We start from the raw sequence: 19,597 nt of genomic DNA on the forward strand, positions 1-19,597 counted from the left end.
CAGGCGGGCGACGCTCAGTCGCCGCTGGCCTGGCGCTGCAGGATGGAACTGAACTCTTCGGAGAAGGTCTCGAAGCGCACCGCCAGCCGCTCGACGCGGGTGGTGAAGCGGTTGTAGGCCCACACCGCCGGGATCGCCACGAACAGGCCGATGGCGGTGGCGAACAGCGCCTCGGAGATGCCCGGCGCGACCGCGGCGATGCCCGCCTGCTGGCCGCTGTTGATCATGTCGTGCATGGTCACCATGATGCCGAACACGGTGCCGACCAGGCCCACGTAGGGTGCGGTCGAGCCGATGTTGGCGAGCAGTTCCAGGTTGCGTTCCAGGCGGTCCACTTCGCGCGCATAGGTGGCACGCATCGCCCGCTGCGCGCCTTCCAGCTGGATGCGCGCATCGAGCCGGCGCTTGTCGCGCAGGCGGGTGAATTCGCGGAACCCGGCCTCGAAGATCGCCTCCAGTCCGCCGACCACGCGGTTGCGGTCGGTGGCGCCGGCGTAGAGCTTGCTCAGGTCGGTGCCGGACCAGAAGCGGTTCTCGAAGTCGTCGGCCTCGCGGTTGGCGTCCTTGAACACCTTGCCCTTGCGGAAGATGATGACCCAACTGATCAGCGAGCCGAGCAGCAGCAGCAGCACGATCACCTTGACCGGCAGGCTGGCCTTGACCATCAGGTCCAGGTAATTGATGCCGCCATGGGCGGCGGTGCTGGCGACGGCCTGGGTGGCGGTCTGGGTCACGTCCTGCGGCAGCGCCTCCACCACCGTGTCCTGCAGGGCCAGGAGCAATGCGATCATCCGTCGTTCCTCAGTAATTCGGCTTCAGTGATTTCAAGAACTTTCAATGCGTCGTGCAGCGCGTCGTCCATGCCGCGCGGGCGGAAACTGCCGGCGCTGAGCGCCGCCACCCGCACCTGCGCGCGCAACAACAGCTCTCCGTCGTCGCGGCGGATCGACTGCGCGAACACCAGGCTGGCGCGCTTGCAGTGCGACAGCGCGACGCCGACCTGCAGGGAATCGTCCAGGAGTGCCGGGCGCAGGAAATCGAGCTGCATCGCACGCACCGCGAACACCAGATCGTGTTGCAGGCGCAGACGCTCCTGACCATACCCCAGCGCCCGCAACCACTCCGTGCGCGCCCGTTCCAGGAAGGCCACGTAGCGCGCGTGGTAGACCACGCCACCGGCGTCGGTATCTTCCCAGTAGACGCGTGTCGGCCAACTGAATAGACGCGGGGATTGGGGATTCGGGAGTGGGGATTCGCCGGGCAGAGGCGCCTCCTGGCGGTCAATAGTCAAAACAGGTCTCCCGAATTTCCAATCCCCATTCCCGAATCCCGCTTGGGCTGCAAGCCCAAGTGCAGATAGGCCTTGTTGGTGGCCATGCGGCCGCGGGCGGTGCGGATCAGGTAGCCCTGCTGGATCAGGTAGGGCTCGATCACGTCCTCCAGGGTCCCGCGCTCCTCCGACAGCGAGGCGGCCAGCGACTCGACGCCGACCGGGCCGCCGTCGAAGTACTCGATGATGGTGCGCAGCATGCGCCGGTCCAGTTCGTCGAAGCCCTCGGCGTCGACCTTGAGCATCTGCGTGGCGGCCTGCGCCACCGCCAGGTCGATCTGCCCGCCGGCGCGCACCTGGGCGAAGTCGCGGACCCGACGCAGCAGGCGGTTGGCGATACGCGGGGTGCCGCGCGCGCGCCGCGCGATCTCGGCGCAGCCGTCGGCGTTGCAGGCGATGCCGAGGATGCTGGCCGAACGACGCACGATCTGCGCCAGCTCGTCCGGGGTGTAGAAGGCCAGGCGCTGGACGATGCCGAAGCGGTCGCGCAAGGGCGCGGTCAGCAGGCCGGCGCGGGTGGTGGCGCCGATCAGGGTGAACGGCGGCAGGTCGATCTTGATCGAGCGCGCGGCCGGGCCCTCGCCGATCATGATGTCGATCTGGAAGTCTTCCATCGCCGGGTACAGCACTTCCTCGACCACCGGCGACAGCCGGTGGATCTCGTCGATGAACAGCACGTCGTGCGGCTGCAGGTTGGTCAGCAGCGCGGCCAGGTCGCCGGCCTTCTCGATCACTGGGCCGGAGGTGACCCGCAGGTTGACCCCGAGCTCGTTGGCGATGACGTGGCTGAGCGTGGTCTTGCCCAGGCCCGGCGGCCCGAAGATCAGCACATGGTCCATCGCCTCCCCGCGCGCCTTGGCCGCCTCGATGTAGATCGACAGCTGCTCGCGCACCGGCTGCTGGCCGAGGTAGTCGTCCAGCCGCTTGGGGCGGATGCTGGCCTCGGCGACCTCATCCTCGCGGGTGGCGCTACTGGCGATGATGCGGTCCATTTAGAGCCGGGATTGGGGAGTGGGGATTCGGGATTGGTAGCGCAATAGTATCGGCTGTGGGACGGTCTCGGCGCCATGGCCTTGACCAATCCCGAATCCCGACTCCCCAATCCCGGCCGCCGCAGGCGGCCTCAGATCTCCACCTGCGCGCCCAGTTCCACCAGACGGTTGCCGGGGATGCGGAAGAAGCCGGTGGCGGGGGCGGCGTTGCGGTGCATGACCGCGAACAGCTTGTCGCGCCAGATCGGCATGCCGCGGTTGGCGCTGGCCACGATGGTCTCGCGGCTGGCGAAATAGGTGGTGTCCATCGGGTCGAAGTAGATCCCGCCCTGGTCGCAGGAGCGCATGAGCGCCAGCGGCACGTCCGGGGTCTCCATGAAGCCGAAGCGCACGTAGACCCGGTAGAACTCGTCGCCGATGGCGTCGATCTTCAGCCGCTGCCCGGCCGCCGCGTACGGCACCTGCAGGGTCTCCACGGTCAGGAACACGTTGCGTTCGTGCAGCACCTTGTTGTGCTTGAGGTTGTGCATCAGCGCATGCGGCACCACCATCGGGTCGGCGGTGAGGAACACGGCGGTGCCGGGCACGCGCACCGGCGGCGCCAGCATCAGCCCGGGCAGGAAGGTGTCGAGCTTGATGCCGTCCTTGCGGATCTCGTCGTGCAGCAGCTTGCGGCCGCGGCGCCAGGTACGCATCAGGGTGAACAGGATCAGGCCCAACAGCAGCGGGAACCAGGCGCCGTCCAGGAACTTGATGATGTTGGCGTAGAAGAACGCGCAGTCCACGGCCAGGAACACCAGCGCGAACAGCCACAGCAGCGGCGCCGGCACGCGCGGGTTGGCGCGCGCATAGATGACCATCAGGACCGTGGTGATCAGCATGGTGCCGGTCACCGAGACGCCGTACGCGGTGGCCAGCGAGGTCGAGTCGCCGAAGCCGATCACCGCCACCACCACCAGCGCCAGCAGGCACCAGTTCACCGCCGGCACGTAGATCTGGCCGATGGTGGAGTGCGAGGTGTGGCGGATGTGCATGCGCGGGATGTAGCCCAGCTGCATGGCCTGGCTGGCCACCGAATAGGCGCCGGTGATCAGTGCCTGCGAGGCGATCACCGTGGCCGCGGTGGCCAGCACGATCATCGGGTACAGCGCCCACTCCGGCACCGCTTCGTAGAACGGGTTGCTGACCGCGGCCGGGTCGCGCAGCACCAGCGCACCCTGCCCCAGGTAGGTCAGGGTCAGCATCGGCAGCACCACGCACTGCCAGGAGCGGCGGATCGCCTTGGCGCCGAAGTGGCCCATGTCCGCATACAGCGCCTCGCCGCCGGTCACCGCCAGCACCACCGCACCGAGCACGAACACCGCGTGCCAGTTGTGTTCGGCGAAGAAGCGCACGCCCCACCAGGGGTTCAGCGCATGCAGCACTTCCGGCGCGCGCGTCATGTTGTAGACGCCGATCGCACCCAGCGCCACGAACCAGACCAGGGTGATCGGCCCGAACGCCTTGCCCACCCGCTCGGTGCCGTAGCGCTGGGCCATGAACAGCATCCCCAGCACCACCAGGGTGATCGGCACCACGAACGGCTCCAGCTTGGGTGCGGCCACCTCCAGGCCTTCCACCGCCGACAGCACCGAGATGGCCGGGGTGATCACGCCGTCGCCGAAGAACAGCGAGGCGCCGAAGATGCCGAGGATGCCGACCACGTACATCGAGCGCGAGCCGCCCGGCAGGGTGCGCTGGGCCAGCGCGGTCAGCGCCATGATGCCGCCCTCGCCATCGTTGTCGGCGCGCATGATCACGGTGACGTACTTGACCGTGACCACCAGCATCAGCGCCCAGAACACCAGCGACAGGATGCCCAGCACGGTGTCGTGGTCCGGGGTCAGCCCGTAGTGCGGCGAGAACGCCTCCTTGAGCGTGTACAGCGGACTGGTGCCGATGTCGCCGAAGACCACGCCGATGGCGGTCAGCATCACCCCAAAGCCCGTCTTGGCGTGCGGATCGTGGCTGCCCGGGCGGGCGGCGGAACTGGAGGAGCTGGACATGGTGGGAAGAGTAGCGCCAGAACGTGAAGAAGGAGGGGGAGCCGAGCCGACCCGAGGTCAGCGCAGCGCCGCCTGCAGGGCCTTGCGGATCACCGTGGCGACCTCGTCGCCGTCGGCGGCGGCGTCGCGCGCCATCTTCGCCGCCTCGGCCGGCTTGTAGCCGAGTTGCTGCAGCGCCACCGTGGCCTCGGACACCGCGTCGGTGCCCAGTTGCCCAGTCACAGGTGCGCCGCCACTGAAGTCGGCCGCGCGATCGCGCAGTTCCACCACCATGCGCTCGGCGGTCTTCTTGCCGATACCGGGGATGCGGGTCAGCGCGGTGACGTCGGCGGCGGTGATCAGCCGCGCGAACTCGTCGACGCTGACCCCGGACAGCACCGCCAGCGCGATCTTCGCGCCGATCCCGCTGACCCGCTGCACGTCGCGGAACAGCCGCCGCTCGCCCTCGCGCAGGAAGCCGTACAGCGACACGCTGTCCTCCTTCTGCGCATAGTGAGTGAACAGGATCACGTCGCGACCGACGTCGGGCAGGTCATAGAAGGTGCTCATCGGCGCCTCCAGCTCATACCCCACCCCGCCCACGTCGATCACCAGCCACGGCGGCTGCTTGTAGGCCAGGATCCCGCGCAGACGGCCGATCATGGGGCGCCTCCTTGGAGGCGCCGGGATTGGGGATTGGGGATTGGGGATTGGCAACAGCCGCGCGCGCAGGCGCCGGTCCCGCTTTGGCGAATCCCCAATCCCCAATCCCCAATCCCGGCTCCACTCATTTTCTGCTCCACGCCTGCTGCGTGCTGACGCCCAGGCGCTGCGCGGTGGCGCGCACGTGGGCATGGGTGATGGCGACGGCCAGCGCATCGGCGGCGTCGGCCTGAAGTTTGCCGGTCAGGCTCAGCATGAGACCGACCATGTGTTGCACCTGCTGCTTCTCCGCCGCGCCCTTGCCGACCACGGCGAGCTTGATTTCCTTGGCGGCGTACTCGTGCACCGGCAGTTCGCGCAGCACCGCCGCGCAGATCGCCGCGCCGCGGGCATGGCCGAGCTTCAGCGCCGCATCGGCGCTCTTGCCCATGAACACCCGCTCGATCGCCACTTCCTGCGGCCGGTACTCCTCGATCAGCGCATCCAGCCCGTACAGCAGGCGCTTGAGCCGCAGCGCGAAATCGCCCTCGCCCAACAGCAGCAGCGGGGCGTGGTGCACATGACGGGTGCGGCCGGCCGCGTCCACGTCGATGATGCCGACGCCAGTGCGCTGCGAGCCGGGGTCGATGCCGAGGATACGCGTCGTGCCGGGACCCGGGACCCGGGACCCGGGACCCGGGGAAGCGCCGGTCGCCCGAGCGGCACTACTCCGTGCAGCCACCGACGCCAGCAATGGCTCCGGTGCCGGCGAAGCGCTCTTACGGGTCCCGGGTCCCGGGCCCCGGGCCCCGGGTTTCATGGCTTCAGCCCCCGTCACTCAGCGCGGCCTGGTCGACGTTGGAATAGACGTTCTGTACGTCGTCCAGGTCTTCCAGCATGTCCAGCAGCTTGCGCACCTGCACCGCGGTGTCGCCGTCCACGGCGATGTCGTTGTCGGCGCGGAAGGTGATTTCGGCATGGTCGGCGGACAGGCCGGCCGCGTCCATGGCGTCCTTGACCGCCTGGAACGCCTCCGGCGCGGTCAGCACGTCGATCGCGCCGTCCTCGGGGTAGACCACGATATCGTCGGCACCGGCCTCGATCGCGACCTCGGTGATCTTTTCCTCGTCGGCGCCGGCGGCGAAGGTGAGCACGCCCAGGCGCTTGAACATGAAGGCCACCGAGCCATCGGTGCCCATGTTGCCGCCGCACTTGCTGAAGGCATGGCGCACGTCGGCCACGGTGCGCACGCGGTTGTCGGTCAGGCAGTCGACGATCACCGCCACCCCGCCCGGGGCGTAGCCCTCGTAGCGAACTTCCTCGTACTCCACGCCTTCCAGCTCGCCGGTGGCCTTCTTGATCGCGCGCTCGATGACGTCCTTGGACATGTTCGAGGCCAGCCCCTTGTCCATCGCCACGCGCAGCCGCGGGTTGTTGGACGGATCGCCGCCGCCGGCGCGCGCGGCGACGCCGATCTCGCGGATGATCTTGGTGAAAATCTTGCCGCGCTTCGCATCGGATGCGTTCTTGCGGGCTTCGATCGAGGGGCCTCTACCCATGGGGCGTTCCGGACAGTTGTAAGGACAAGGCGCGGATTTTACCTGATGCCGCGCACATCCCGCGGCCCGGCCGCGCCGACGACCGAACGCGCATGCGACCGGCGCATGCAGCCCGTTCCCCGGGCGGCGCCCGCTCCAGCGCGCGCCGGCCCGTGCTGCCGGTCAAACCTTGGCGGACTGTCTACCCATGCGCGCCACATCGCTGCCAGAACTGTCATGCCCCACCTGGAGGCTGAACGCGCAAGTCGCGCCCGCTTTCCATCGCACTAAAAGGAGATCCTATGTCACGCACCACCCCCGCCCCCGCCTCCTTCCTGTCGCTGGCCCTGCGCTGCCTGGGCCTGCTCGCCCTCGCCGTCCCGGGCCTGGCCAGCGCCCAGACCGATGCCTTCCGGGGCAGCTACCGGGCCGGCTTCACCACCTATTCGATCAGCGGCCAGGAACCCCGCGCAGCGGGCAAGTACCCGGTCTACGTGCATATCGGTGGGACCGGCGAGAACTACCAGAGCAATTGGGCGATGGCCGCAGTGAATGCCGCGGCGGCCAAGGGTTTCGTGGCGGCCTCGGTGGAGTACGACAACGCCAGTTTCGGCAGCTGCGGCGTCATCGGCAACCGCGCCAAGGCCATCTTCGACGCGCAGAATCTCAACAGCGCCATCGCCCAGATATGCGCCCGCGACAAGGCCGACTGCTCCAAGGGCGTGGTGACCGGCGGCCTCAGCCAGGGCTCGATCATCTCGGTGCTGGCGCACGATTACGATCCCCGGGTCGCCGCCTCGTTCGGCCAGGGCACCGGCACGACCTACACTGCCTACTACAACCTGGCATCCTGCGTCGCCGACGGCAACCACAGCCTGCCGTCCGATCGCCTGCGCATCATCAACGGTGAACGCGACATGTTCGTCGGCGGCACCGAGAACATCGCCCGCACGCAGGCGCAACTGGTCACCGGCCTGCGCTGCGACGGGCAGCAGTCGTGCTTCCGCAGCAACGGCAGCGGCTGGTACGTCGTCAAGGACCGGGAAGTGCAGGACCTCTACGCCGACCACTGCTTCATGGGCTTCGGCGGCTATCCCGGCACCCAGTGCACGGGCATTCTGGTCGACGGCAACTACCGCAGCGGCACCGCCGCCTGGGCGCTCAACCCCACGCTGGACTGGCTGAAGACCTTCGTGACGCCCTGAGCGACGGCATCGCACCGTACCGGCGCAGGGCCGTCGCGGCAGACACCGCGACGCGGCGCCGGCCGCCGCTGGACGCTCGATGTTGGCGACCGGCTCAGGCGGCGAAGCGGCCGTCGCGCAGGAAGGCGGCGGTCTGCCGCGCGGCCTCCGCCGAAAACAGCAGGCCGCTGTGGCTGGCGCGCACCCGGCAGTGATCGCCCAGGCCGGGCACCCGGGTCTCGGTCAGGGCCACGCTGCCGTCGGACTCGGGCCCCAGCGCGGCGAAGCGTGCGCCCAGCCCGCGCGCCACGGTGCCGGCGACCACGCCGACCTCGGCCGGGCCGTCCCAACGCGCCACGCCCTGTTGCAACAGCGCTGCGCTGCGGCCCAGCGCCACGCCCAGCCGTTGTTGCGCCAGGGCGCGCGCCGCCGCACTGCCCGTCAACGGGCTGCCCAGGCACACCACCCGGGCCACCGGCAGCGAGGGCGCCTGCTGCAAGGCCTGCAACGCGATCAGGCCGCCGAGGCTATGCCCGACCAGGGCCACCGGACCGGCAGCGGCCAGCCGCTCGATGCGCGCCTGCAGCCGCGGAAGCGCGGCCTCGGCGCCGCCGAAGGCGGTCGAGTAACCGAAGCTGGCGACACGCCAGCCTCCACGGCGCAGGCGCAACGCCAGCGGCAGCAGCCACGGCCGCGCATTCCAGATGCCGTGCAGCACCAGCACCCGCGGCGCAGCAGCCACAGGCGGCTCAGCCGCAGGTGGTGCGGACGATGTGATTGCTGCCATCCAGGAACACGTTGAGTCGGTCCAGACGCAGGTCGCGGGTCACCGCCTGGCCCGGCGCGATCGGCCGCACCACGCCGGCTCCGCTCTCCTTCCAGATCCGGCTCATGGTCGCCTGGGTGGCTTCCTGGCCGACAGCCCAGGCCACCGCGTCGACATTGCAGCGGCCGTCGCCTTGCACGGTCGGGCCGGCACTGGCCGGCTGCAACGATGCCGGCGGCGCGCACGCGGCCAGCAGCGGCAGCACGGCGGCGATTCCCATCCACGGTCGGAACATGACGCGTTCTCCTGCAGGCTGGACAGGCTTGCACTCTAACGCGCCGGCGTTGCCGCGATGTCGACGCAGCGGCGCCCGGGCCGTGCCCGGCCGCAGGGCGTCAGGCCGCGCGCGGCGGCCGGCGCAGGATGAATTCGAGATCGCGCACCTGCCCCACCGGGAACTCGTAGGTGCCGACCTTCTCGAAGCCGTAGCGCGCATAGAAACGCTGCGCACCGAGGTTCTCCGACCACACGCCGACCCACAGCGTGCGCGGGCCGTCGCGTTCCAGCCAGGCCAGGGCGGTGTCGAACAGGCGGGCGCCCCACCCGCCGTTCTGATGCGCGCGCAGCAGGTACAGGCGCTTCAGTTCGCCGTCGCCGGGTTGCACCTCGGCGTGCGGCAGACCGCAGGGGCCGGCCGCGGCGTGCCCGACCACGGCACCATCGTGCTCGACCAGCCAGATCGCGTAGTCCGGATGCGCCAGCACGACCTGGGCGCGCTCCAGCGAGTAGGCCTCGTCGAGGAAGGCCTGCAGATCCTGCGCCGGATACAGATGGCCGAAGGTTTCGCAGAAAGTGGCCGTGGCGATGCGGGTCACCGCCGCGGCATCGTCCGGCGTGGCGCGGCGAATCAACACGACTCAGCGCGCCGGGTGCGTGGCGTCGGCGTCGGCCTCTTCGCCGTCGTCCTCGTCCTCGTCGTCGCCTTCTTCCTCGTCCTCTTCTTCCTCGTCGTCTTCCTCGTACTCGTAATCGTCCTCGCCGAAGTCCTCGCCGTCCCAACGGCCCTCCGGATCCGGCACGAACGCCAGCGGTGCGTTGGCGCCGCTGCCGGCACGCACCAGCCAGCCGCCGAACACGCGCGCGCGCTGGGTGACGATGGCCTCCACTGCGCCCTCGTTGCCGAGGGTTTCCCACTCCAGATTGAATGCGGTCTCGCTCATATGTCGGCCTGCGCTACGGTTGGAAGAAAAAGGGATCACTGCGCCTGCGGGCGCACCTGCACGTGCACTTCGGCCAGCTGCGCGTCGGCGATCGGCGACGGCGCGTCGGTCATCAGGTCCTGCGCGCCGGTGGTCTTGGGGAACGGGATCACGTCGCGGATCGACTCGGTGCCGGCCATCAGCGCAGCGATGCGGTCGATGCCGAAGGCGATGCCGCCGTGCGGCGGCGCGCCGTAGTTCAGCGCATCCAGCAGGAAGCCGAACTTGGCGCGCGCTTCCTCGGCGCCGATGCCGAGCAACTCGAACACCGCGCTCTGCATGTCCGGGCGATGGATACGGATCGAACCGCCGCCGATCTCGTTGCCGTTGAGCACCATGTCGTAGCCGCGCGACACCGCGGTCTTGGCGTGCGTGCGCAGCTCGGCGATGTCGTCCACCGCCGGCGCGGTGAACGGGTGATGCAGGGCCACGTAGCGCTGCGCCTCCTCGTCCCACTCGAACATCGGGAAATCGGTGACCCACAGCGGCCGCCAGCCGTCGGCGACCAGGTTGAAGTCCTTGCCGGCCTTCAGACGCAGCGCGCCCATGAAGTCGGAGACCTTGCCGTAGGCGCCGGCACCGAAGAACACGATGTCGCCGTTGCCGGCGCCGACGTGGGCGAGCAGCGCGGCGAACGCGGCCTCGCCGAAGAACTTCTGGATCGGCGAGCTGATCTCGCCGCTGTCGGCGATCTTGATGTAGGCCAGGCCCTTGGCGCCGTACTTGGCGGCGTGCGCGGCGTATTCGTCGATCTGCTTGCGCGAGAGGCTGGCGCCGCCGGGAATGCGCAGCGCGGCGACGCGGCCGTCGGGATCGGCGGCCGCGGCGCTGAACACCGCGAAGTCGCTGTCCTTGACCAGCTCGGCCACGTCGGTCAGTTCCAGCGCGATGCGCAGGTCCGGCTTGTCCGAACCGTAGCGGCGCATGGCCTCGGCCCAGGTCATGCGCGGGAATTCGGCGGCCAGCTCGACGTCGACCACCTCCTTGAAGATGGCGCGCACCATCGCTTCGACGAAGTCCTGCACGTCGCGCTCGCGCACGAAGGCGAACTCCATGTCGAGCTGGGTGAACTCGAGCTGGCGGTCGGCGCGCAGTGCTTCGTCGCGGAAGCAGCGCGCGATCTGGTAGTAGCGGTCGAAGCCGGCCACCATCAGGATCTGCTTGAACAGCTGCGGCGACTGCGGCAGCGCGTAGAACTCGCCCGGGTGCATGCGCGCCGGCACCAGGAAGTCGCGCGCGCCTTCCGGGGTGGCCTTGGTCAGGATCGGAGTCTCGATGTCCTGGAAGCCGCGCTCGTCCAGGTAGCGGCGCAGCGCTTGCACCAGCTTGATGCGGGTGCGCTGCATGCGCTGCATCTCCGGACGGCGCAGATCCAGGTAGCGGTACTTCAGGCGGGTTTCCTCGCCCGGGTTCTCGTGCGCGTGGAACGGTAGCGGCGCGGCCTTGTTGAGTACGGTGATGGCCGTGGCGATCACTTCGACCTTGCCGCTGCGCAGCTTGTCGTTGACCGCATGCCGCGCGCGCACCACGCCCTCGACCTGCAGCACGTCCTCGTAGCCGAGGCTGGCGGCGACCTTGAACACCTCCGCGTTCTCGGGCTCCACCATCACCTGCACGATGCCTTCGTGGTCGCGCAGGTCGATGAAGCACACGCCGCCGAGGTTGCGGGCCACGTCGGTCCAGCCGGCCAGGGTGACGGTTTGGCCGATCAGGGTCTCGTCGACCAGGCCGCAGAAGTGGGTACGCATCGCTAGCTCCAAACAGGGGGCGCCCGGCGCAGAAGGCGCCGGCAAGCCCGGTATTCTGCGGCGGCGCGTCGGCCCGGGCAAATCGCGTGTGACTCATCCTGGCTTAAGTTGGCCTGCGGCTATAGTCCGCGCACCATTCACGGGGAGGAGAGAACCCATGTTGAAGCACCTTGTTGGCTGGCTGGTGATCGCCGCGCTGGCCCTGTCCAGCGCCCCGGCCGCGGCCCAGAGCGCCCGCGCCTACGCCCCGCAGGACCTGCGGCAACTGTCGATCCCCGGCCGGGTCCGGGTGATCGAGCGCGAATACGCCGACCAGTCGCGCGGCCGGCAGATCCCCGACGACCAGCTCGAGTTCTACCTGGACCAGATCGACCGCGGCTGGGGCTTCGGCAACATCCAGCAGGACATCGCCACCTCGCTGCGCGGCAGCGGCGGCGGCTGGCGGCAGGAGCCGGGCTTCGACGGCCGCACCGTCGCCTGCTCCAGCAACGACCGCCGCCGCCAGCAGTGCGCAACGCCATTCCGCGGGCCGGCCCGGCTGGTCGGCACCCTGTCCGATTCGCCCTGCATCGAAGGCCGCACCTGGGGCTCGGCGCCCGGCGTGGTGTGGGTGGACCAGGGCTGTCGCGGCCGCTTCGTCGAAGGGCGCGGCGGACCGGGCGGCAACTGGGGTGGCGGCGGCGGTGGCGGTGGCGGCGTGGCCGGCACCGTACGCTGCGAAAGCCAGGACCAGCGCCAGCGCGTGTGCCCGACCGGCTGGCGCAACGCCATGCTGGTGCGGCAGCTGTCGGACACCCGCTGCATCGAGGGCCGCACCTGGGGGGCACGCGATGGCGCGGTGTGGGTCGACGACGGTTGCCGCGGCGAGTTCGCGGAGGGCCGCGGCGGCGGTGGCTGGGGGCCGGGCCGGCCGCCGCTGGACAACGGCTACACAGTGACCTGCAGCAGCGACGACAAGCGCCTGCGCACCTGTGCCTGGGACCGCCGCCAGGGCCGCCCGGTGCTGATCGAACAGCTGTCCGGCACCACCTGCGCGGAAGGCCGCACCTGGGGCTACGAAGGCAATACGGTGTGGGTCAACGGCGGCTGCCGGGCACGCTTCGGGGCGCGCTGAGGCAGGGCGAAGGCCGGGCCGCGGGGCCCGGTCTTCCAGGTTTCTAGTGTGGATGCCTGCGTAGGAGCGGCTTCAGCCGCGACCGGGCGTTACCGAGAATGCCCGGTCGCGGCTGAAGCCGCTCCTACGTGGAGCAGCGCGGGGTTCAGGTCGCCGCAGGCTTGGCGGCGGCAGGCGCCGGTGCCGGGGTGGCGGCGGCTGCCGGCTTGGCCGGTGCGTCGGCCGCTGGCGCGGCGGCGGGTTTGCTGTCCCCACTGCCGCCGGTGCTGCCGGATTCGGCGAGGTTGCGCTTCTTGTCGCCGTCCTTCTTGAAGTCGGTCTCGTACCAGCCGCTGCCGGACAGGCGGAACGCCGGCGCGGTGAGCTGGCGCTTGACCGCGGGGGCGGCGCAGGACGGGCAGGTCTCCGGATCGGGATCGGACAGTTTCTGCAGGCGGTCGAAGCTGTGACCGCATGCGGCACATTGGAAAGCGTAGATCGGCATGGCGGCAAAAACGCGAGAGCAACGGAGGCGGCCAGTATGGGGGCCGCACGCCGGCTTTCAAGCATTCACGCTCATGCCGGCCCGGGCTGCGGGCGCGGCGGCGTCTCCGGCGCGCCCGCGGGCGGCGTCGGCGCATGCGTGTCCGGGACCTCAGCGACTGGCTCGGCAGGCGCCTGCGCAGACGCGGCATCCGCCGGCGCGGCCGGCGCCGCCTCCAACGGGCTGACGTCAAACGGCATGCGCAGCAGCAGCGCCGGCAGCAGCGTGGTCAGGGCCGCGTACAGCAGCAAGGCACCGAACAGCGCGTCGGCGATGGCGAAGCGGTCGCGCAGGATCCCGGCCAGGACCAAGGTGAAGATCAGCGTCGGCGACAGCGCCAGCGACACCCGCAGGCTGCTGCGCGCGCCCTCGCCGAACAGCACCCGCCGCTGCAGCCAGAGGATGCCGATGCGCAGCGGCAGCACGCAGGCGGTCAGGGCCAGGCCCAGGCCGAGCGCCTGCAGGCTCAGCGCCCCGCTCGGCACCTTGGTGCCGGCGTTGAAGAAGTAGAACGGCACGAAGAACGAGGCGAACAGGCGCACCGCCTGCAGGTTCTCGTCGGAGGCCAGCAGCGGCATGCGCTGGCGCAGCAGCCGCGCCACCAACCCGGCGATGAACGCGCCGACCAGGTAGTACACGCCCAGCGAATAGGTGATGTAGGCGGCGATCAGGCCGACCATCACCAGCAGCGAGAACTCCGAGCCCGGCGCCTGCGGCGCCACCCAGCGCCCCAGAGCCACGAACAGCAGCGGCAGGCCGACCAGCATCGCCAGCAGCGCCAGGCTGGACAGGCCCATCTGCCAGGGATCGCCGGCCTGCAGGATCACGAACAGCGCCGCCAGCGCCAGCAGTTCACCGGCGATGGCCTTGCTGGTGACCCAGAAGCGCTCTTCCTCGTCCAGCCCCAGCCGCCCCAGCGACTCGATGATGAAACCGGTGGAAGGCGTCAGCAGCGCCAGCGCCAGCAATCCGGCCGCCTGCCACGACAACCCGGCGTAGCGCCAGGCCAGCCAGCCGACGCCGAACAGGGTGGCGCTGCGCACCACCAGGTGCAGCAGCAGCGGCCACAGCCCGCGACGCAACGCCTTCGGATCCACTTCCAGGCCGGCGAACAGGAACAGCGAGGAGATGCCGAGCGTGGCCAGCAGGGTCACCACCGGGTCGTGCGCACGCGGCCCCATCGCCAGCATCGCGATGATGCCGAACAGCAGGCAGGTCAGCGGCGCCGGCATCTTGAAGCGCTGCAACGCGCGCGGGATCACCAGCAGGGCGAAGATCAGCAGCAGGTAGATCAGTTCGTGGCTCATCGGGCAGGAGATTCCGGTGGGGACCCGCCAGCGGCGGCAGCGGCGATGATGCCGGTTCGCCCGTGTGGTGCGCCATCACGGCGGGGCGCGTGCGGCGCCAGAGCGCAGCGACACGTCTATGCGAGGACCACCTGCCTCGCTACAAAGGAACCGTCGCGCATGGCGGCGGACATGGCTGACAAGGACACCCACGGCGGCGCACACGCCGCGATCTCGCTGGAGGACAGTTCCGGCGGCCAGCCGTCCAATCCCTGGGTGGCGCACGCCAACGCCCCCTCCCGGAACGCGGCTGAGACCGCCACGGCCACCTCAGCCGCCCGCCGCCACTGCCGCTGCGCGTGCCGCCGCATCGCGCCGGGCGCGTCTTTCATGCCGATTTGCGCATGATGCATGAATTCGCAAGATCGCGGTCACACGCACGAAATCGCTCGATCGGACCATAAGCGCCCCTCACGCAAGCCGCGCACCCGATGACCGTTTCGGCGTATTTCCGCACCCCTTCTCCAACCCTGCTGGCCCTGGCGCTGGCCACCAGCATCGCCTGCGCCCACGCCGCCGAAACTACCGACGGCGCCGACGGCACCGCCCCGGCCGACGGCAGCGACCGCGTCTCGACCCTGGACCAGGTGCAGGTGCTCGGCCAGGCCACCACCTACGCCAAGATCAACGTCAGCAAGGAGGCGCTGGACCGCCAGTTCGCGATGAGCAGCGTCAACGACGCGCTCAACGAGCTGCCCGGCGTGATCGCCACCGAGGCCGATGCGTTCGGCTCCTCCGACTGGGGCACGCAGATCAGCATGCGCGGCTTCGTCACCAACCGCGACGACCAGCAGATCGGCACCACCATCGACGGCGTGCCCAACGGCGGCTCGGCCTACGGCGGCGGCGCCAAGGCCAACCGCTTCATCGACACGCTGGACCTGGAGACGGTGGAAGTCAGCCAGGGCACCGCCGACATCGCCTCGCGCTCCAACGAAGCGCTGGGCGGCACCCTCAACTTCCTCACCAGTGATCCGCTGGAGCAGCAGCGCGTGCGCATGGCCTTCGGCATCGGCGACAACCAGGCGCGCAAGTACTACGCGCGCTACGACAGCGGCGACCTCGGCGGCACCCGCGCCTGGGTCAGCGGCTCGCACGCCAGCAACGACGACTGGATCGACGGCAGCGGCCACACCACCCGCGACCACCTGGCCGGCAAGTTCGTCAGCGACCTCGGCGCGTGGACGCTCAGCGGCTACCTGTCCTACGACGACGCCAACGAGTCGGAATACAGCAGCGTCACCCCGGCGCAGTTCGCCACCGATCCGGACCACGACCTGCTCACCGGCAAGCTCACCGGCATCCCCTACTACGACCAGAACTACCGCTCCGGCTCGCGCGCGCTGCGCAAGAACACCTTCGGCTACCTGCGCGGACAGTTCGACGGCGGCAACGGCTTCAAGGCCACCCTGACCGGCTACGGGCACCGCATGCAGGGCCGTGGCGACTGGATCCCGCCCTACCTGGTGGACGTCACCAACGACGGCGCCGGGCGTCCCGAGTCCGAATACACCGGCGGCCACACCGTGTACGGCGGCAGCGCCCTGGGCAAGCTCTACTTCGTCACCCCCAGCGGCGCGGCCGCGAGCATGCTGCCGGGCTGCGCCGACACCGCGACCCTGCCGGCCGAGTCCAACCCGGCCTGCTACCCGGCCGGCTCGCTGCCGGTGCAGTCCTACCGCCACAGCCACTACGACAACCAGCGCGGCGGCGTCACCGCCGACGTGGAGTGGGCGCAGGATTTCGGCGGGCTGCACAACACCGTGCGCGGCGGCCTGTGGCTGGAACGCTACGACCGCAGCGTCACCCGCGATTGGCACCGCCTGCTCAACGTCGGCACCAACATCGCCTTCGACCACGTGCCGTACTGGGTGCAGTTCAAGGACGACTACCGCACCGACGAGCAGATGTACTACGCCGAGGACGTGATGCGCTACGGCGACTTCGCCTGGCGCGTGGGCGTCAAGCAGTTCTTCGTCGACCAGACCCGCGACCGCCGCATCGGCGATGCCGCGCACATCGAGTCGGATTCGCACTCCGATCCGCTGTTCTCCGCCGGCCTGACCTGGACCACGCCGCTCAAGGGCGTGGAAGCCTTCGCCGGCTTCTCGCAGAACTTCGCCGCGATTCCCTCCGGCGTGCTCGGCGAGACCGATCCGCTGGTGCTGAGCAAGGTCAAGCCGGAAACCGCCGACAACGTCGAGGTGGGCCTGCGCATGAGCCGCTGGCCGCTGACTGGCAGCATCACCCTGTACGACATCCGCTTCGACAACCGCATCGTCTACGTGCCGGCCAACTTCGTCACCGGCATCGACTACCTGGGCGAGACCGATGGCGTCTACGAGAACTTCGGCGGCGTGCACGCACGCGGCGTGGAACTGGCGTTGGGCTACGCCTGGGACAACGGCTGGCGGCTCAACGGCGCCTACACCTACAACAAGGCGACCTATCTGGGCAGCGGCAACGCCGCGCGCGACCAGGCGTTGGAGATCGCACCGGGCTCGCAGGTGATCGGCCAGCCGCGGCAGACCCTGGTGCTGTCGGCCGACTGGCAGGGCCAGCGCTGGCACGGCGGCCTGTCCGGCCGCTACCTCGGCCGGCGCTACCTGGACGCGGCCAACAGCGCGGCGCTGGATGCGGTGACCACCTTCGACGCCAATCTCGGCATCGCCCTGGGCGCGCTGAGCCCGCAATTGCAGCAGGCCAAGCTGGACCTGGTGATCAGCAACCTCACCGACAAGCGCTACCTCAATGGCGTGGACGGCAGCGACAGCGCCTTCATCGCGCCGCCGCGCACCGTCGGCCTGACCTTCATGGTCGACCTGTAACCGGCGCCATGGCAGTCTCGCGGCGGCGGCCGATCCCGGCCGCCGCCGTATTGCACCTCCCCGGACCGCCATGACCGACCAGACCCGCCGCCGGCTGCTCCGCGCCGGCCTCACCGCCAGCGCCGCCGGATTGCTGCCGCCGAGCATCGCCCGCGCCGCGGCGATCGCCCCGGACGTGCGCAGCGGTACCCTCGACGATCTGCAGCACGTGGTGATCCTGATGCAGGAGAACCGCGCCTTCGACCATTACTTCGGCAGCCTGGCCGGCGTGCGCGGCTTCGGCGACCGCTTCCCGATCCCGGCGCCGACGCTGCCCGGCATCGCCCCGCGCACGGTGTGGCTGCAGCCCAGCGCCGACGGCAGCCGTCCACTCGCGCCGTTTCCGCTGCGCACCGCGCACAACTTCGCCACCATGCGCGTGCAAGGCACCCCGCATACCTGGCCGAACGCACAGCAAGCCTGGGACCACGGTCGCATGGGCCAGTGGCCGGCAGCCAAGCGCGACCACGCGCTGGCCCACTACGAACGCGACGACCTGCCGTTCCAGTTCGCCCTGGCCGAGACCTTCACCGTCTGCGACGCCTACCACTGCGCGATCCAGGCCGGCACCAATCCGAACCGCGTGTTCCTGTGGACCGGGCAGAACGATCCGCACGCGCGCGCCGGCGGCCCGGCGATCGCCAACTCGCACGACAACTTCCCGGAACTGGGCGGCGACCCGGACGACTACCGCTGGCCCAGCTACGTCGAGGCGCTGCAGCAGGCCGGCGTGTCGTGGCAGATCTACCAGGACATGGCCGACAACTTCACCGACAACCCGCTGGCCGGCTTCGCGCCGTTCCGCGCGGCCTGGCGCGGCGCGCCCGGGCACGATCCGCAGTTGCGCGCACGCGGCATCTCCAGCCGCAGCCTGGCGCAGTTGCGCGAGGACGTGCTGGCCGCGCGGCTGCCGTCGGTGAGCTTCATCATCGCCGACGCCGCCGGCAGCGAGCATCCGGATCCTTCCAGCCCGGCGCAGGGCGCGGCCTACACCGCGCGCGTACTCGACGCGCTGACCGCCGATCCGAAGGTGTGGGCGCGCACCGCGCTGCTGCTGATGTTCGACGAGAACGACGGCTTCTTCGACCACGTGCCACCGCCGGCACCGCCCTCGCCCGACCCGGCCGCCGCTGGCGGCTGGGCCGGCGCCTCCAGCGTCGCGACCGACGGCGAATACCACCTGCATCCGGCGCCGGGCGATGCCAAGGCAGACCCGCCGGAACTGCGCGGGCGTCCCTACGGCCTCGGCCCACGGGTGCCGCTGTACGTGATCTCGCCGTGGAGCAGCGGCGGCTGGGTCGATTCGCAGGTCTACGACCACACCTCGGTGCTGCGGCTGCTGGAGCGCCGCTTCGGTGTCGCCGCCAGCGGCCTGACCCCGTGGCGCCGCGCGGTCTGCGGCGACCTGCTCGATGCCTTCGATTTCCGCCAGGCCGACACGCGCCCGTTCATCGCCGACCTGCCGGATGTGCGCGAGGCGGCGGCGCGGGCCGCGGCGCTGCGCGAGCATGCGCTGCCGACGCTGCCGACGCAGTTGCAGGCGCCGCGGCAAGCGTTCGGCGTGCGCCGTTCGCGCGCGCTGCCGTATCGGCCGACGGTGCAGTTGCACTACGTCCTCGAGCGTGGCGAGGTGCAATTGCGCATGACCAACACCGGGTCCGCGGCGGTCCTGCACGTCTACGACCGCCACCTCCTCGACGCGATCCCGCGCCGCTACACGGTGGGCGCCGGTGCGTCGCTGGACGGCACCTGGACCACCTACGACGGCGACTACGACCTGTGGCTGCTCGGCCCCAACGGCTTCCACCGCCACTACCGCGGCGACCTGAGCGCACCGCTGCTGCAGGCCGAGATCGCCCAGGACCCGGACGATGCGCAGGCGCTGTGCCTGGTCTTGCGCAACGCCGGCACCGCCCCGCTCGACGTGTCCCTGGAACCGGCCGCCTACGCCCAGGCGCAACCGCACCAACGGCTGACGCTGGCGCCCGGCGCCGAGCAGCGCATGCGCTGGAGCGCCAAGCCGAGCGGCGGCTGGTACGACCTGTGGCTGGTCCAGGACAACGCGCGCCAGCGCCTGGCCGGCCGCGTGGAAACCGGCAAGCCCGGCATCAGCGACCCGGCGATGGGCGGACCGGCGCGGTTGTATCAGGAGCCCGCCGGAGGCGGGCGGGATTGGGGAGTCGGGAATGGGGATTCGTAACAACGTCCGGGATTTGGGATTTGGGGTTTGGGATTTGGGATTCGCGAAAGCGCAACCGCGCGCC

General features: G+C 70.0%; 17 protein-coding genes and 1 pseudogene. 4 read left to right on the forward strand and 14 right to left on the reverse strand.

Features of this window, described 5'->3' with window-relative positions; genetic code table 11:
• Positions 1-14 precede the first annotated feature (14 nt).
• The 7 genes from tolQ to GGR71_RS02945 form a co-directional block, all read right to left on the reverse strand.
• Entirely contained in the window at positions 15-791 is a 777-nt protein-coding gene (gene tolQ / locus GGR71_RS02915) for a protein TolQ (RefSeq protein ID WP_017907448.1), read from the reverse strand.
• Entirely contained in the window at positions 788-1,291 is a 504-nt protein-coding gene (gene ybgC / locus GGR71_RS02920; protein WP_456362570.1) for a tol-pal system-associated acyl-CoA thioesterase, read from the reverse strand. The genes tolQ and ybgC overlap by 4 nt, the downstream gene beginning before the upstream one ends.
• Positions 1,288-2,322, reverse strand: coding sequence for a Holliday junction branch migration DNA helicase RuvB (gene ruvB / locus GGR71_RS02925; RefSeq protein ID WP_160957359.1), 1,035 nt, complete (start codon positions 2,320-2,322; stop codon positions 1,288-1,290). The genes ybgC and ruvB overlap by 4 nt, the downstream gene beginning before the upstream one ends.
• A gap of 131 nt (positions 2,323-2,453) precedes the next feature.
• A complete protein-coding gene (locus GGR71_RS02930) occupies positions 2,454-4,367 on the reverse strand; it encodes a potassium transporter Kup (RefSeq protein ID WP_017907445.1) in 1,914 nt (637 codons plus the stop codon).
• A gap of 57 nt (positions 4,368-4,424) precedes the next feature.
• Positions 4,425-5,009, reverse strand: coding sequence for a Holliday junction branch migration protein RuvA (ruvA, locus tag GGR71_RS02935; protein ID WP_010344317.1), 585 nt, complete (start codon positions 5,007-5,009; stop codon positions 4,425-4,427).
• A 124-nt stretch (positions 5,010-5,133) separates the two neighbouring features.
• Entirely contained in the window at positions 5,134-5,646 is a 513-nt protein-coding gene (ruvC, locus tag GGR71_RS02940) for a crossover junction endodeoxyribonuclease RuvC (protein ID WP_160969122.1), read from the reverse strand.
• 166 nt (positions 5,647-5,812) lie between these two features.
• Positions 5,813-6,547 carry a YebC/PmpR family DNA-binding transcriptional regulator gene (locus GGR71_RS02945; protein ID WP_160957358.1) on the reverse strand — a complete coding sequence of 245 codons (735 nt, stop codon included), beginning with the start codon at positions 6,545-6,547 and terminating at the stop codon, positions 5,813-5,815.
• Between the two features lie 281 nt (positions 6,548-6,828).
• Here GGR71_RS02945 and GGR71_RS02950 point away from each other — a divergent pair, with 281 nt between their 5' ends.
• Positions 6,829-7,731, forward strand: coding sequence for a hypothetical protein (locus GGR71_RS02950; RefSeq protein WP_160957357.1), 903 nt, complete (start codon positions 6,829-6,831; stop codon positions 7,729-7,731).
• A 94-nt stretch (positions 7,732-7,825) separates the two neighbouring features.
• Here GGR71_RS02950 and GGR71_RS02955 read toward each other — a convergent pair whose 3' ends face one another.
• From GGR71_RS02955 to aspS, 5 genes are all read right to left on the reverse strand, one after another.
• The gene (locus GGR71_RS02955) at positions 7,826-8,497 is read right to left on the reverse strand and encodes an esterase/lipase family protein (protein WP_160957356.1); all 672 of its coding nucleotides are present in this window, start codon (positions 8,495-8,497) and stop codon (positions 7,826-7,828) included.
• Positions 8,460-8,771, reverse strand: coding sequence for an I78 family peptidase inhibitor (locus GGR71_RS02960; protein ID WP_237474223.1), 312 nt, complete (start codon positions 8,769-8,771; stop codon positions 8,460-8,462). Before GGR71_RS02960 ends, GGR71_RS02955 begins: the two co-directional genes overlap by 38 nt.
• A gap of 100 nt (positions 8,772-8,871) precedes the next feature.
• Complete coding sequence (locus GGR71_RS02965; protein ID WP_048491889.1) at positions 8,872-9,390, reverse strand: GNAT family N-acetyltransferase; 519 nt, start codon at positions 9,388-9,390, stop codon at positions 8,872-8,874.
• A gap of 3 nt (positions 9,391-9,393) precedes the next feature.
• Positions 9,394-9,696: a hypothetical protein gene (locus tag GGR71_RS02970; protein ID WP_048491888.1), complete on the reverse strand. Its 303-nt coding sequence runs from the start codon at positions 9,694-9,696 to the stop codon at positions 9,394-9,396.
• Positions 9,697-9,731: 35 nt separating this feature from the next.
• Entirely contained in the window at positions 9,732-11,483 is a 1,752-nt protein-coding gene (gene aspS, locus GGR71_RS02975) for an aspartate--tRNA ligase (protein ID WP_160957355.1), read from the reverse strand.
• 157 nt (positions 11,484-11,640) lie between these two features.
• Between aspS and GGR71_RS02980 the strand changes: the two genes are divergently transcribed.
• Positions 11,641-12,597 (forward strand): DUF3011 domain-containing protein, encoded by a 957-nt coding sequence (locus tag GGR71_RS02980; RefSeq protein ID WP_160957354.1) that lies wholly within the window; start codon positions 11,641-11,643, stop codon positions 12,595-12,597.
• Between the two features lie 145 nt (positions 12,598-12,742).
• Here GGR71_RS02980 and GGR71_RS02985 read toward each other — a convergent pair whose 3' ends face one another.
• The gene (locus GGR71_RS02985; RefSeq protein WP_160957353.1) at positions 12,743-13,081 is read right to left on the reverse strand and encodes an FmdB family zinc ribbon protein; all 339 of its coding nucleotides are present in this window, start codon (positions 13,079-13,081) and stop codon (positions 12,743-12,745) included.
• A gap of 71 nt (positions 13,082-13,152) precedes the next feature.
• Positions 13,153-14,427 carry a cation:proton antiporter gene (locus GGR71_RS02990; protein ID WP_160957352.1) on the reverse strand — a complete coding sequence of 425 codons (1,275 nt, stop codon included), beginning with the start codon at positions 14,425-14,427 and terminating at the stop codon, positions 13,153-13,155.
• 470 nt (positions 14,428-14,897) lie between these two features.
• On the opposite strand from GGR71_RS02990, the gene GGR71_RS02995 reads away from it, so the two are divergent.
• Together GGR71_RS02995 and GGR71_RS03000 are read left to right on the forward strand one after the other, a co-directional pair.
• A complete protein-coding gene (locus GGR71_RS02995; protein WP_160957350.1) occupies positions 14,898-17,294 on the forward strand; it encodes a TonB-dependent receptor domain-containing protein in 2,397 nt (798 codons plus the stop codon).
• 70 nt (positions 17,295-17,364) lie between these two features.
• Positions 17,365-19,516, forward strand: a pseudogene (locus GGR71_RS03000) (phosphocholine-specific phospholipase C); the annotation flags it as partial.
• Positions 19,517-19,597: the final 81 nt, after the last annotated feature.

The organism is Xanthomonas sp. F1 (assembly GCF_014199855.1).